Genomic DNA, 13,837 nt, shown 5'->3' on the forward strand with positions numbered 1-13,837 from the left:
GGGCGGTCGGGGCCGGGATCGCGACCAGCGGCAGCGGCGCTCCGGGGCCGGCCCACCCACCGGAGTTCGCGCTGCTGCTCGAGCGCGCCGAACCGGGGTTCGACCACCTCGTCGTGCTGATGTTCGAGAACCGAAGCTTCGACAATGTGCTCGGGCGGGTGTACTCCGCCGACGAGAAGACAGCCGTGGAGTTCGACGGCATCGCGCAGGGCGACTACGCGAACACCGCGCCGGACGGCACTCGCATCAGCGCGCATCTCTACACCGGGGCGACCGACTCGATCATGCAGCAGCCGCAGCCCGACCCTGGCGAGACGTACCCCCACGTGAATACCCAGCTGTTCGACGTCGTGGACCCGCCGTCGAACGAAGACCTCGCCGCGCACGGCCTGCGCGCCCCCTTCAACACTCCGCCGGCGGGGAAGGCGGCGAACAACGACGGGTTCGTCCGCGACTACATCGTCAACTTCCGGGCGTCGATGCGCCGCGAACCGACGCCCGAGGAGTACCGGGTGGCGATGGGCGGGTTCTCTCCCGACATGCTGCCGGTGTTCTCGACCCTCGCCCGCCAGTTCGCCGTCTACGACCGTTGGTTCGCCGGGGTGCCGTCGCAGACATACTGCAACCGGTCCTTCTTCCACGCCTCTACCTCGCACGGATTCGTCGTGAACCAGACCGACGGAACGTACGAGAAGTGGCTGGACGCCCCGGCATCCGCGACGATCTTCAACCGCCTCGAAGAGGCCGGGATCTCCTGGCGGGTGTACTACGACCCGACCCAGCTGGTCTCGCTCACGGGACTCATCCATGCCCCCGCACTGGAGAAGTACTGGAAGACGAACTTCCGGGACATGACCCAGTTCTACACGGATGCCGAGGCCGGCGACCTGCCCGCGTACGCGTTCATCGAACCCCGCATGATCTTCAACAACAACGACATGCATCCGCCGTGGGGAGAACTGCGTGAGGGCATCCTCACGCTCGAGGACGGCTCCACGATCCAGATCGACACGAGCGCCCAGTCCGACGTTCGCGCCGGGGACCGCCTCCTGCAGGACGTGTACGACGCGATCCGGACGAGTTCCTCCGTTGAGGGCTCGAACGCGATGAACACGGCACTGGCGGTGACCTTCGACGAGCACGGCGGCATCTTCGATCATGTCGCCCCGCCCGCCGCGACGCCGCCCGACGACAGCGGGCCTGGCGAAATGGGCTTCGCGTTCGACAGGCTCGGGCTTCGCGTGCCGTCGATCGTCGTCAGCGCGTACACACCGGCCGGCGCGGTCATCCACGACGAGATGCACCACGGGTCGGTCATCGCGACGCTCACCCACCAGCATGGGCTGGAACCGCTGACTGCCCGCGATGAGGGCGCCACGACGATCGACAACGCCGTCACCCTGACGCATGCGCGCCAGCCGTACACCTGGCCGCGGCCGGCCGCGCTGTGGCAGCCGCCGAACCCCGAGGCCGTGGCCCCGGAAACCGTCGACGCGCACCGCGCGCGGCCCCTCACCTCCCCCGCCCGGGGCCTGCTGGGCCTGCTCCTGTCGAAATACGCCCCCGACCGGAAGATGCCGACGACCTACGGCGAGGCGTACGACGAGCTGCAGCTCTACGGCAAGGGCCTGTTCGGCACGCGGGATTGACGCCGGCCCCGCCCGGACGGCCGACGCGCCTTGCGCGCGAGTGCGCCGGTTGCGCACGAGCGCACCGGTTGCGGACGCTCTCCCACCGGCGCACTCGGGTACGACCAGCCCACTCGGCATCCCCCGCGCCGGCGCGCCCCGAGACTACGCTGGTGGCGTGACCCAACGCGCTCCACTTTCCCGCAAGCTCAGTGCCATCGCCGAGTCGGCGACACTCAAGGTCGACGCCAAGGCCAAGGCGCTGAAGGCCGAAGGCCGCCCCGTGATCTCATACGCGGCGGGAGAGCCCGACTTCGCGACGCCGTCGTTCATAGTGGATGCCGCGACAGAAGCCCTGCACGACCCGGCGAACTACCGCTATACCCCGGCGGCCGGGTTGCCGGTGCTCCGCGAGGCGATCGCCGCGAAGACGGTGCGTGACTCGGGCCTGGAGGTCAGCCCCGCCCAGATCGTCGTCACCAACGGCGGCAAGCAGGCGGTCTATCAAGCGTTCCAGGCCGTCGTGAATCCGGGCGACGAGGTGCTGCTTCCGGCGCCGTACTGGACGACCTACCCCGAGGCGATCGCGCTGGCCGACGGCATCCCGGTCGAGGTCTTCGCGGGCGCCGACCAGGAGTACAAGGTCACGGTCGCCCAGCTCGAGGCGGCTCGCACCGACCGGACGACGGCACTCGTTTTCGTCTCGCCGTCGAATCCGACCGGATCGGTGTACACGTCCGAAGAGACGAGGGCGATCGGTCAATGGGCGCTCGAACACGGCATCTGGGTGATCACCGACGAGATCTACCAGAACCTCGTGTATGAGGGCGCGCGCGCGGTGTCGATCGTCGAGGTCGTGCCGGAGCTCGCCGGCCAGACCATCCTCGTGAACGGCGTCGCCAAGACCTACGCGATGACGGGATGGCGCGTGGGTTGGATGGTCGGCCCGACCGACGCGATCAAGCTCGCCGCCAACCTGCAGTCGCACTTGAGCTCCAATGTCAACAACATCGCGCAGCGCGCCGCGCTCGCCGCCCTCACCGGTCCGCAGACCGAGGCGGAGCAGATGCGACTCGCCTTCGACCGACGCCGCAAGCTCATCGTCTCAGAGCTCGCGAAGATCCCCGGCGTCTCGGTACCGAACCCGCTCGGCGCGTTCTACGTGTACCCCGACGTGACGGGGCTGCTCGGCCGTGAGTGGGCCGGAAAGACCGTGACCACCTCGCTCGAACTCGCCGACCTCATCCTCGACGAGGCCGAGGTCGCCGTCGTGCCGGGCGAGGCGTTCGGTCCCTCCGGATACGTGCGCCTGTCGTACGCGCTGGGCGACGACCAGCTGCTCGAGGGCGTGCAGCGACTGCAGCGCCTGTTCGGCTGACGTTTCGGCCCGGCATCGCGGGCGGGCCCGCCCTGCCGGGCGCGGCGGGCTCGGCATCCGCTCGGCTCCGCATCCGCTCCCCGACACTACCCGCGAGCCGCTATCTTTCGACCGAGCCGCTACGAAACGACGCGTCGAAACGTAGCGGCTCGGTCGTTTCGTAGCGGCTCGCGGGGGAGTAGCGGCTCGCGGGGAGTAGCGACTCGCGGGGGTGCTGAAGAGGGCCGGGGGCTAGAGCTCCACGCCGACGAGCACGGGCTCGGGTTGCAGGATGAGACCGAACTCGCTCTGCACCCGCTGCTGGATGAAGCGCGCCAGCTCGGCGATCTCCTCGGCGGTCGCGCCCCCGCGGTTGGTGAGGGCGAGAGCGTGCTTGCTCGACAGTGCGGCGCGCGAGCGCGGCAGGTGGAATCCCTTGCCGAGCCCGGCGTGCTCGATGAGCCATGCCGCGCTCACCTTGACGTCGGGCTGAACCGACACCGGCGGCGGGACGACGCCGTCGAACGCCGCCAGCGGGATCACCGTGACGGGATCGACGGTGACCGCCATCGGCCAGCGCGGGCATTCCGGTGGCAGCGTGCGGGCGAAGGATGCCGACACGATCGCGTTCTGGAAGAACGAGCCCGCGCTGTGGGTGTCGAGGTCGGCGTCATCGAGCACCATGCCCTTCGCCGCGCGCGTCGCCAGGACGGTGTCACGGGTCCACCGGAGCGACACGGCGGCATCCGGTGCGAGCCGCAGCGCCTGCCGCAGCTGCGCGCCCTCGACGGGAACGTCGCCGTGCCCGACGTCGCGCAGTTCGAGCGTGAGCGACACGATGACCCCGCGACGCCGCGGCGCCTGACCGTAGTGGTGCTTGAGCACCGACGTGCGAAAGCCCAGTTCGAGGTCTGCGGCCGGAACGGTCTCGACCTCTCCGGTGGCCTCGTCGAGCAGTTCGACCTCGACGAGAGTCTCCACGATCTCTTGGCCGTAGGCCCCGACGTTCTGGATGGGCGCGGCTCCGGCGCTGCCCGGAATGCCGCTCATCGCCTCGATGCCGGCGAGCCCTTCGACCACGGCGTACGCGACGAGGTCGTCCCAGTCGTGACCGGCCTCGACTCGCAGTCGCACGCGGGCGGGTGACGGCGCGGGAAGCCGCTCGATGCCGCGCGTGCGCGCGAGCACGACCGTGCCGTCGAACGGCTCGTCGCCGACGAGCAGGTTCGAGCCACCACCCACGACGAACCAGTTCTCGCCGGCGGCCCAACACTCGCGCAGCGCGGCGATCAACTCGTCGCGCGTGCGCGCTTCGATCATGCGGGCTGGCGTGCCGCCGACGCGCAGCGTCGTCAGCTGCGCGAGCGGGATGGGGTCGATCTCGGTCATCGTGTGGGGCATCGCGGCGGACGTCACGGCTGGCGGCGCACGCGCACCTGGGCCTTGCCGAGCACCGTCGTGCCACCGAAGGCGACGGTGAGGTCGACGCGCGCCGTCTCGTCATCGAATGCGCCGACCTTCGCGGTGACGGTCAGGTCGGCGCCGGTCTCGGCATCCACCACGACGGGACGCGTGAAACGCACGCCGTACTCGAGGATGCGGCCGGCGTCGCCGAGCCAGTCGACGATGGTCTCGACGGCCAGGCCCATCGTCAGCATGCCGTGGGCGAGCACGCCGGGGAGGCCGACGCGCTCGGCGACGTCGTCACGGTAGTGGATCGGGTTGAAGTCGCCGGAGGCCCCGGCGTAGCGCACGAGGGACTCGCGCGTCAGGTGCACGGTGCGCTCAGCCACGACGTCGCCGACGGCGAGGGATGCCGAGGTGATCTGCTCGCTCACGCTCCCTCTCCCCCGATCAGCAGCACGGAGGTCGCGGTCACGACGTGCGCGCCATCGGCATCCGTGATCTCGGCTTCGCTCGTGACCATCGCACCCTGGCCGAACGGGCGGACGTTCGTGATCTGCAGCTGCGCCGTCAGCTCGTCGCCCGCGACGATCGGGCGCGTGTAGCGGAAGCGCTGCTCGGCATGCACCGTGCGCTCGAGCGCGATGCCCGAGTCGGGCTCGGCGAGCAGCTGCTGCAGCGTGAGGTCCTGGACGACCATGGCGAACGTCGGCGGGGCGACCACATCGGCATACCCCAGCGCCCGCGCCGCGGCGGGGTCGAGATGCTGCGGGGAATCTGCGAAGACGGCGCGCGCGAACTCGCGCACCTTCTCGCGGCCGACGAGGTACGGCGCGGTCGCGGGGAAGGACCGCCCGATGAGGTCAGGGTTCACGGACACCCCTCGATCCTACCGAGCGCGCGGCCGGGCAGCCGGGTCGGGCGGCACGGGGTCGGCCCGCAGACGGCCCGCGCACCCGACTTGCAAGCTTTGGTCGCATCAACCCGTGCTAGACGACCAAACCCGGCAAGTCGGCGCCCACGCGTGGCAACCCGCGGAAACCACTTGCATTCTTTGGTCGCTTCAACCGCGGCCACACGACCAAAGTCGGCAAGTCGGCGCGAGCGGATGCCGCGGTCAGCGCGCCGCGCCAGGCGCTACGACCGCCGCAGGCCCTTCAGGCCGCGCACCGTGAGCTGCACGGCGATCGCCGCGAGGAAGATCGCGAACAGGACGTTGCCCGTGAACGGGTCGACGGCCTGCGCCAACCACGCGCCCAGCGGTGGCGTCAGGATCGCGCCGCAGGCCAGCAGCGCAGCGCCGACGAAGTCGGCCTTGCCGCTGCGGACCGAGTCGATCGTTCCGGCGACGGCCGTCGGGACCATCGCGATCAGGCTGGTCGCACGGGCGAGCAGGTCGCTGACGCCGAAGATCAGCAGCAGCGCTGGGACGATGATGATGCCGCCGCCCACGCCGAGGAGCTTGGAGAGGATCCCTACCGCCAAACCCAGGACGATCAGGCCGAGGGCGGACCAGACGCCGAGCGGGAACGGCTCGCCGCGGGAGGGCACGACCAGGAACAGACTCACGATCGCCACGACGAGGAGCGCAGCGAAGCCCAGTTGGAGCGCCGGAACGGGCACGCGCGGCAGCAGCTTCGCGCCGATGAGCGACCCGATGACGCCGCCGGCTCCGAGGATGAGGCCGGGCACCCACGCCGTCGGGTCGAGGTGACCGTTCACCGCGTAGGAGATGATGCCGACGACCGCGACCGGCACGATCACAGCGAGCGACGTGTTGGAAGCCCGCTTCTGCGCCATCCCCACGAGCAGAACCAGGGCGGGCACGATGATCACGCCGCCGCCGACGCCGAACATCCCCGAGAGCAGCCCGGCGGCGAGGCCGATACCGAGGAAGCTCACGATCTGGCGCGGAGTGCGCCTCGAAGGTGTGGGGTCGGCGGGCGAATCCGGAATGGTCACTCACCGACCCTATCGGTGGTGACGGAGCCCGCATTGCTAACCGCGGCACTCGGATCGTCGACGGCAGCCTGCTCGAACTGCGAACGGTACAGCCGCCAGTACGCGCCTTCTGCCGCGATGAGCTCGTCGTGCGTGCCCTTCTCGACGATATCGCCGTGCTCCATCACGAGGATGAGATCGGCGTCGCGGATCGTCGACAGCCGGTGCGCGATGACGAACGAGGTCCGTCCCTCGCGCAGGGCCGACATGGCGTGCTGCAGCAACAGCTCGGTGCGCGTGTCGACGGAGCTCGTCGCCTCATCGAGGATCAGCACGCTCGGCCCCGCGACGAACGCGCGCGCGATCGTGATGAGCTGCTTCTCGCCGGCGGAGACGTTCGCGGCATCCTCGTCGAGGAGGGTGTCGTACCCGTCGGGCAACGAATGCACGAACCGATCGACGCGGGTCGCGACGGCTGCCTGGGTGATCTCGACGTCGGATGCCGACTCGTTGCCGTAACGGATGTTCTCCCGGATCGACCCCGCGAACAGCCACGGGTCCTGCAGCACCATGCCGGTGCGCGAGCGCACGTCGTCTCGGGTGAGCTGCGCGATGTCCTGCCCGTCGAGCAGGATGCGGCCGCCGTCGAGCTCGTAGAAGCGCATGAGCAGGTTGACGAGCGTGGTCTTGCCGGCGCCGGTGGGTCCGACGATCGCAACCGTCTGGCCGGGCTCGACACGGAAGGAGAGGTCGCGGATGAGCGGCTTGTCGGGTGAGTACGAGAAGGCGACGTGCTCGAACTCGATGACGCCGCTGCCGTCCTTCAGGGCGGGCGCGTCCTCGGCATCCGGATCCTGCTCCGGCTCGTCGAGCAGCTCGAAGACCCGCTCCGCCGAGGCAGTGCCGGACTGCACGATCGCCGCCATGCCGCCGAGCTCGCTCAGCGGCTGCGTGAACTGCTGCGAGTACTGGATGAACGCCTGCACGTCACCGAGGCGCAACTGCCCCGAAGCGACCATGAGTCCGCCGAGCACCGCGATCCCGACGTAGGTGAGGTTCCCGATGAACATCATCGCCGGCATCATGAGGCCCGACAGGAACTGCGCCTTGAACGCGGCCTGGTAGAGGTCCTCGTTCTCGTGCTGGAACTTCTCGCGGGAGTCCTGCTCACGACCGTAGACCCGCACGAGCGCGTGACCCGAGAACGACTCCTCGACCCTCGCGTTGAGCCGGCCGACCTTGCGCCATTGCGTCGCGAACGCCTTCTGCGACTTCGGGCCGATGACGCCGAAGATGACGCCCATGAGCGGCAGCGCGACGAGGGCGACGATCGCCAGCTGCCACGAGATCGAGAACATCATGATCAGCACGCCGACGACGGTCAAGACGTTCGTGATCGCCGTCGAGAGCGACTGCTGCATCGTCTGCGTGATGTTGTCGATGTCGTTCGTGACGCGCGAGATCAGCTCGCCGCGCTGCACGCGGTCGAAGTACGACAGCGGCAGCCGGTTGATCTTCGCCTCGACGTTCTCGCGCAGCCGCCACATCGTGCGCACCATGATGACGTTGATGACGTAGCCCTGCACCCACGTCAGCACGGCCGAGGCAACGTAGATCGCGAGCACCGCGATGAGCACCCACTTCAGGCGCTCGAAGTCGACGCCCGCACCGACCTCGAAGTTGTGCATCGCGGCGACCAGGTTCGCGATGTCGGTCTGACCGGCGGCTTTGAGCGCCTCGACGACCTGGTCCTGAGATGTGCCCGCGGGGAAGTTCTCGCCGAGGGATGCCGACACGACGCCCTCGAAGAGGATGTTCGTGGCCTCGCCCAGCACCTTCGGCGCGATGACGGCCAGCACGACGCCGATCGCGCCGAGCGTCGAGACGAACGCGAACGCCCACTTGTAGGGCGCGAGCAGGCCGATCATGCGGCCGAAGCTGCGCCCGAAGTTGGCGGCTTTGCCGGGGGCGACGGAGTCCCAGTCGCCGGAGTTCAGCCGCGCCTGCTCGGCGAGCTCGAGCTCGTAGCGCTCCTCCTCGGAGAGCTCCGCCTGCGGCTGCGCATCGTTGGGCGTCCCCGCACTCATGCGTCCACCCCCAACTGCGACTGAACGATCTCGCGGTACGTCTCGTTGGAGGCAAGGAGCTCGGCGTGCGTGCCGATGCCGACCATGCGGCCATCGTCGAGGACGACGATGCGGTCGGCATCCGTGATCGTGGAGATGCGCTGCGCGACGACGATCTTCGTCACCCCCGGCAGTTCGCGCCACAGGGCCTGCCGCAGTCTCGCGTCGGTCGTGACGTCGAGCGCCGAGAACGAGTCGTCGAACACCAGGACATCGGGCCGGTGGACGATGGCGCGGGCGATAGAGAGGCGCTGACGCTGCCCGCCCGAGACGTTCGTGCCGCCCTGTGCGATGCGCGCGTTCAGCCCGCCGTCCATTTCGGCGACGAAGTCGCGGCCCTGCGCGATCTCGAGCGCCTGCCACAGCTCGTCGTCGGTGGCATCCTCGCGCCCGAACCGCAGGTTGGAGGCGACGGTTCCGGTGAACAGGAACGCGCGCTGCGGGACGTAGCCGATCCCGCGCCACATGACGTCGAGGTCGGCCTCGCGCACGTCGACCCCGCCGACGCGCACCGTGCCGCCGGTGACGTCGAACAGACGCGGGATGAGCGAGACGAGCGTCGTCTTGCCGGATCCGGTCGATCCGACGATCGCGACGGTCTGACCGGGTTCTGCGCGGAAGGTGATCCCCTGCAGCACGGGGGCTTCCGCACCGGGGTAGGTGAACGACACGTCGTCGAACTCGATCGCACCGGGCTCGCCGAACGACGCGATCGGGTTCTCGGGCCGGTGGAGGGCGTCCGTGGAGTCGAGCACCTCGCCGATGCGGTCGGCCGAGACGGCGGCCCGCGGGATCATGATCGTCATGAACGTCGCCATCAGCACGCCCATGAGGATCTGCCCGATGTACTGCATGAACGCGAAAAGGGTGCCGATCTGGACATTCCCGGCATCCACTTGGATCCCGCCGAACCAGATCACCCCCACGACGGTGACGTTGAGCACGAGCATGGCGAGGGGGAACACCAGCACGAACAGCGAGCCGACCTTGCGCCCGACGATCATGATGTCGGTGTTCGCGACGCGGAAGCGCGCCTCTTCGATGCGTTCGCGGACGAAGGCGCGTACGACGCGGACACCCGTCAGCTGCTCGCGCATGATGCGGTTCACGCCGTCGAGCTTGGTCTGATAGGCCCGGAACAGCGGCACCATGCTGCTGATGATGATGCCGCCGACCACGAGCAGCGTCGGCACCGACACGGCGATCAGCCAGCTGAGGCCGACATCCTGCTGCAGCGCCATGACGACGCCGCCGATCGCGAGCAGCGGGGCGGTGACGAGCATCGTGGCGCCCATCATCGCGAGCATCTGCACCTGCTGCACGTCGTTCGTGTTGCGGGTGATGAGGGTGCCGGCGCCGAACGACGAGACCTCGCGCTCGGAGAATCCGCTGACCTTCTCGTAGACGTCGCGGCGGATGTCGCGGCCCGCGCTCATGGCGGCGCGAGCGGCGAAGTAGGTCGCGACGACCGAGGCGACGATCTGGCCGAGGGCGATCGCGAGCATGAACACGCCGCGCGACCAGATGTAGCCGGTGTCGCCGGCGGCCACGCCGTTGTCGATGATGTCGGCGTTCAGGCGCGGCAGGTACAGCGAGGCGATCGCCGAGGCGAACTGGAACACCAGGACGCCCAGCAGCCACCACTTGTAGGTCCAGAGGTAGCGCGCGAGGAGCTTTCCGAGCATGGGCGACTCCTGTTGAGCGAGGACGGGGACGGTCCATGCTAACTCCCGGCTCCGACACGCGCGTGGCCCGGGCGCGGGAGGCGTTGGCTATTCAGTGGCGCTGCCACGCGTGGGGGGTGAAAGCCGCGGGTCCCGGAGGGACACTTTCTGATTAGGCCAAGGCGAGCGCGGCGAGGATCGTGATCGCCCAGACCACCGGCACGGCGATCACGTCCGTCCACCGCAGGGGCCTCGCGCTATGCACGGTGCGTTGCGGTTCGGATCCGAAGCCGCGCGCCTCCATGGCGATGCTGAGCTCGTCGGCGTGGCCGAAGGCGCCCATCAGCACGGGCACCGTGAGTCCGGTCATCAGACGCATCGCGCGCAGGGGTCTTCCGCGGGCACGGAGTCGCGCCAGCGAGCGGGCGGCGGCGACATCGCTGCGGATCAGAGCGCTGAAGCGGCCACCGAGGCCGAGCACGTCGATCACCCGGTAAGGGGCGCCGAAGCGCTGAATGAGGCTGTCACCGAGCACCGCCCCGTTCACGAACGCGACGGTGACGATGTAGAGCGTCACGACCGTGACCATGCGCAGCGCACCGCGCAGGGCGAAGAAGGCGCCGTCGATCGTCGGCGAGAACGCAAGCCCCTCGACGAGCGGCCCGCTCGTGTCGCCGGCCCGGGGAGCGGCGAGCGAAAAGCCGACCCACAGCAGCACGGCACCGCCGGTGACGACCCCGAGTACGCCGCTCGCGAAGCGAGCGCCCTTCGCGAGCGACAGCGCGAGGCAGACGGTCAGGAGCGCAAGGGAGAGGAGGATGCCGTCGGCGAACAGCACCGCGACGATCGCGGGAACAGGCAGCGCGAGGATCGCGAGAGGATGCAGGGCCGGCGGGCGTCGCCCGCGTTGCGGCGCGGCAGTCACGATCGCGCCACCGGCGCGGTCGCTGTCGCCGACACGATACGCCCGGCGCTCATCCGCACGCGGTGCGTCGCGAGCGGGGCGAACGCTCCCGGATCGTGGGTGGCGATGATCGTGACGCGATGCGCGCGGTTGTCGGCGATCAACCGCAGCACGTGCTCGGTTCCGGCGCGATCCTGCGCGCTGTTCGGCTCATCGAGCAGCGTCAGTGCGGGAGCTCCCGCGACGGCGAGGGCGACGGCGAGTCGCTGGCGCTGCCCACCCGAGAGGCGGAGCGGGTGAGTCTGGCCGTGCGCGTCGAGCCCGGCGCGAGCGAGCAGGTCGCCGGCGCGCCGGCGGGTGGCCCGGTCGTGACCGCGTGAACCCTGGGTGAGCGCTGTGCAGAGCTCGTCCCCGACAGTCCCGGTGAGCATGAGCTCCGCACTGCGCTGCGGTGCGTAGCCGATGCCGGCCTTGAGCCTGGTCAGCGATCGAGGCTCCACCGTTCCCGACGCGGGGTGCAGCTCGGTGGCGAGCAGCCGCAGCAGTGTCGACTTGCCCGCGCCGTTGTCCCCGGTGACAACGGCAACCGCGCCGAGGGGCAGGCTCACCTCCAGCGCGTGCAGGATCGGCGCGCGCCGGACGACGACATCGACTCCCGAGAGCCGCAACGCGGGGAGCGGGTGCCCGGGGTCGGTGGGGATGCCGAGCGATGCCGGGTCCGGCGAGGACTCCCCGGTCGGGTCGGATCCACCCGGCATCCTCAGCCCGAAGCGACTCACCGACTCGGCATCCGCGAAGATCCGCGCCGGGGCATCGTCGCGCTGGATCCTCCCCTCATCGAGCACGATCATTCGATCGGCACGGTCGATGTGCGCCTCGGGGCGGTGATCGATCGCGACGACGGTGACGCCACGCTCGGCCCGGGCTCGATCGAGGGCTTCGCCGAAGCGGCGGGATGCGGCGGCGTCGAGCGCACTGGTGGCCTCGTCGAGGACGAGCACGGGGGTGTGCTGAGCGAGCGCCGCCGCCAGCGCCAACCGCTGCTGCTCCCCGCCGGACAGGGTCATCGGGTCACGACGCTCGTCGATCCCGCCGAGGCCGACGAGGTCCAGCATCGCGCGCGCACGCCGTGTCCCCTCGTCGGGCGGCACGCGCCGGTAGTCCAGTGGAGCACGTACCTCGTCGATGACGCTCGCTCGGAACAGCTGGACGCCCGGACGCTGCCACACGGCTGCGACGGCGCGGGCGCGCTCGGCCACCGGCATCGCGAAGACGTCCTGCCCGTCGACGATGACGTCGCCGCTGCCGATCGCACTCGTCGCCTCGAAGAGCGCACCGATCAGCGCGAGGGCGAGAGTGCTCTTGCCCGACCCCGTCGGGCCGGCGATCCAGGTGTACCCGCCCCGAGAGAGTTCCAGATCGATCCTGTCGAGTACTCGTCCGCGACCCTCGAACTCGACGTTCAGGCCGCGGACCGTGATCGCAGGATTCAGCTTGCGCTCCCGGACGCTGCCTCTTCGGCGGTGAGGCGGCGCCCCTTCCGCGTTCCGATCGGGTCGAACCCGGCGCGCAGCAGTCCGCGCACGATGAGCCACCCGAGCCACCCGTAGACGAGCCCGGCCGCAAGGCGCACGCCCAGCCCGGCCAGCATCAGCCCAGCAGGCAATGCGAGGAACTCCTGGAAGGTGAACAGCAGCGCGAAGCTGTTCAGGCCGACCAGCCAGCCCGCGACGATCGACCACCACAGCCAACTGCGATCGTCGGGAGGTGCGAGCTCGCCGCGGCGCCTGCGCTGCACGGCACGGGCGATCAGGAACGCGATCTCGACCATCAGGCCCGCCATCAGCGCCATCGTGCCGACGCCGCCGACGGTCGCGACGAGCGATGCCAGCAGGGCGGAACCGGCGTGTGGCACGAGGATCGCGGCCACGATCAGCAGCACGAAGTACGGGATGAGCGCCGAGGGCCGGCCGAGCCAGGGCGCAATGCCGAAGAACAGCACCCCGACGACGCGCGCCAGGTGCACGAGGGCGATGGTGGCGGCGCCGAGCACAACGCAGATCAGCAGCGACCGGGTGGTGAACCCGAGAAAAGCCCGGCGTGGGGGCGCGGGGGTCGAGCTCATGCGCATCCCTTCTGCAGACCTCATACGTGCGTTGTTAGGATAACCTAATGACGTTTTCGGGGGCGACGCGAGTCCGGCTCGCCGCCGCGGTGCTCCGGGAGCGTCTTCGGCCAGGTGGATCTCTCGGTGGCCTGAGCCGCGAGCAGATGGCCGTCCGTTTCGCCCGTTCGACTCCGCCCCACGCCGTCCGCAGGTGGCCGTTGCCCCGCGTGAAGAGCGAGGCGATCGAGGCGCTGCGGGCGGGGCTGTCGGGCGCGGACCCGGCTCAGCGCGACGCGCTGCTTGCCGCCTTTCGGACGCGGCTCGAACGCGAGGGCACCCCGCTCGTCGAGTCCGACGCCCCGGGCTGGTGCCGGGTCAGCTTCGTGTGGATCGGCGAAGCGGCGCACGGCGTCGTGCTGCAACTGAACCGCGTGACCGATCCGCTCGACATCGAGGACACGCGGCTGGAGCGCATCGCCGACAGTGCCGTGCACGCACTCACTCTCCGGGTGCCCGATACCTGGCAGGGCAGCTACCTCTTCGCCGTCATGCCCTACCGCGTGGCGCCGACACTGCACGCCCGAGTGGACACGCGGGCGCTCATGGATTTCGCGCGCGGCGCCCAGGCCGACCCCTTCGCGCGCGAACGCATTCCGAGCAAGGCCGTCACCGCGAGCGGCGGCCTGCGCATCCCGGACTATGCGGC

12 protein-coding genes are annotated in these 13,837 nt (G+C 69.8%); 3 read left to right on the forward strand and 9 right to left on the reverse strand.

Annotated elements, in window-relative coordinates; all coding sequences use genetic code 11:
- Positions 1 to 1,649: alkaline phosphatase family protein (locus WBP48_RS14545; RefSeq protein ID WP_424441469.1), on the forward strand; the 1,649-nt coding region annotated here is incomplete at its 5' end.
- A 157-nt stretch (positions 1,650 to 1,806) separates the two neighbouring features.
- Positions 1,807 to 3,006, forward strand: a complete 1,200-nt coding sequence (locus WBP48_RS14550) for a pyridoxal phosphate-dependent aminotransferase (protein ID WP_424441470.1) — start codon at positions 1,807 to 1,809, stop codon at positions 3,004 to 3,006.
- A gap of 231 nt (positions 3,007 to 3,237) precedes the next feature.
- Here WBP48_RS14550 and WBP48_RS14555 read toward each other — a convergent pair whose 3' ends face one another.
- From WBP48_RS14555 to WBP48_RS14595, 9 genes are all read right to left on the reverse strand, one after another.
- The gene (locus WBP48_RS14555; protein ID WP_424441471.1) at positions 3,238 to 4,374 is read right to left on the reverse strand and encodes a UDP-N-acetylmuramate dehydrogenase; all 1,137 of its coding nucleotides are present in this window, start codon (positions 4,372 to 4,374) and stop codon (positions 3,238 to 3,240) included.
- Positions 4,375 to 4,397: 23 nt separating this feature from the next.
- Entirely contained in the window at positions 4,398 to 4,811 is a 414-nt protein-coding gene (locus WBP48_RS14560) for a MaoC/PaaZ C-terminal domain-containing protein (RefSeq protein WP_424441480.1), read from the reverse strand.
- Between the two features lie 8 nt (positions 4,812 to 4,819).
- Entirely contained in the window at positions 4,820 to 5,269 is a 450-nt protein-coding gene (locus WBP48_RS14565) for an FAS1-like dehydratase domain-containing protein (protein ID WP_424441472.1), read from the reverse strand.
- Positions 5,270 to 5,526: 257 nt separating this feature from the next.
- Positions 5,527 to 6,351 (reverse strand): sulfite exporter TauE/SafE family protein, encoded by an 825-nt coding sequence (locus WBP48_RS14570; protein WP_424441473.1) that lies wholly within the window; start codon positions 6,349 to 6,351, stop codon positions 5,527 to 5,529.
- Positions 6,348 to 8,417: an ABC transporter ATP-binding protein gene (locus tag WBP48_RS14575; protein WP_424441474.1), complete on the reverse strand. Its 2,070-nt coding sequence runs from the start codon at positions 8,415 to 8,417 to the stop codon at positions 6,348 to 6,350. Before WBP48_RS14575 ends, WBP48_RS14570 begins: the two co-directional genes overlap by 4 nt.
- Positions 8,414 to 10,141: an ABC transporter ATP-binding protein gene (locus tag WBP48_RS14580; protein WP_424441475.1), complete on the reverse strand. Its 1,728-nt coding sequence runs from the start codon at positions 10,139 to 10,141 to the stop codon at positions 8,414 to 8,416. The genes WBP48_RS14575 and WBP48_RS14580 overlap by 4 nt, the downstream gene beginning before the upstream one ends.
- A 151-nt stretch (positions 10,142 to 10,292) precedes the next feature.
- Positions 10,293 to 11,045, reverse strand: coding sequence for an energy-coupling factor transporter transmembrane component T family protein (locus tag WBP48_RS14585; RefSeq protein WP_424441476.1), 753 nt, complete (start codon positions 11,043 to 11,045; stop codon positions 10,293 to 10,295).
- Positions 11,042 to 12,619, reverse strand: coding sequence for an ATP-binding cassette domain-containing protein (locus tag WBP48_RS14590; protein ID WP_424441477.1), 1,578 nt, complete (start codon positions 12,617 to 12,619; stop codon positions 11,042 to 11,044). The genes WBP48_RS14585 and WBP48_RS14590 overlap by 4 nt, the downstream gene beginning before the upstream one ends.
- Complete coding sequence (locus WBP48_RS14595) at positions 12,514 to 13,149, reverse strand: hypothetical protein (protein ID WP_424441478.1); 636 nt, start codon at positions 13,147 to 13,149, stop codon at positions 12,514 to 12,516. Before WBP48_RS14595 ends, WBP48_RS14590 begins: the two co-directional genes overlap by 106 nt.
- Before the next feature lie 47 nt (positions 13,150 to 13,196).
- Here WBP48_RS14595 and WBP48_RS14600 point away from each other — a divergent pair.
- Positions 13,197 to 13,837, forward strand: a 641-nt coding sequence (locus tag WBP48_RS14600; RefSeq protein ID WP_424441479.1) for an enterochelin esterase domain-containing protein, incomplete at its 3' end; no start/stop codon positions are given.

It is taken from the genome of Microbacterium sp., assembly GCF_049661145.1.
Taxonomy (GTDB): Bacteria; Actinomycetota; Actinomycetes; order Actinomycetales; family Microbacteriaceae; genus Microbacterium.

What these genes read in the sequence shown, in the direction of transcription:
- WBP48_RS14555 (WP_424441471.1), bottom strand. Translation starts at nt 4,374, where the DNA reads ATGACCGAGATCGACCCCATCCCGCTCGCGCAGCTGACGACGCTGCGC.
- WBP48_RS14575 (WP_424441474.1), bottom strand. Translation starts at nt 8,417, where the DNA reads ATGAGTGCGGGGACGCCCAACGATGCGCAGCCGCAGGCGGAGCTCTCC.
- WBP48_RS14580 (WP_424441475.1), bottom strand. Translation starts at nt 10,141, where the DNA reads ATGCTCGGAAAGCTCCTCGCGCGCTACCTCTGGACCTACAAGTGGTGG.
- WBP48_RS14595 (WP_424441478.1), bottom strand. Translation starts at nt 13,149, where the DNA reads ATGAGCTCGACCCCCGCGCCCCCACGCCGGGCTTTTCTCGGGTTCACC.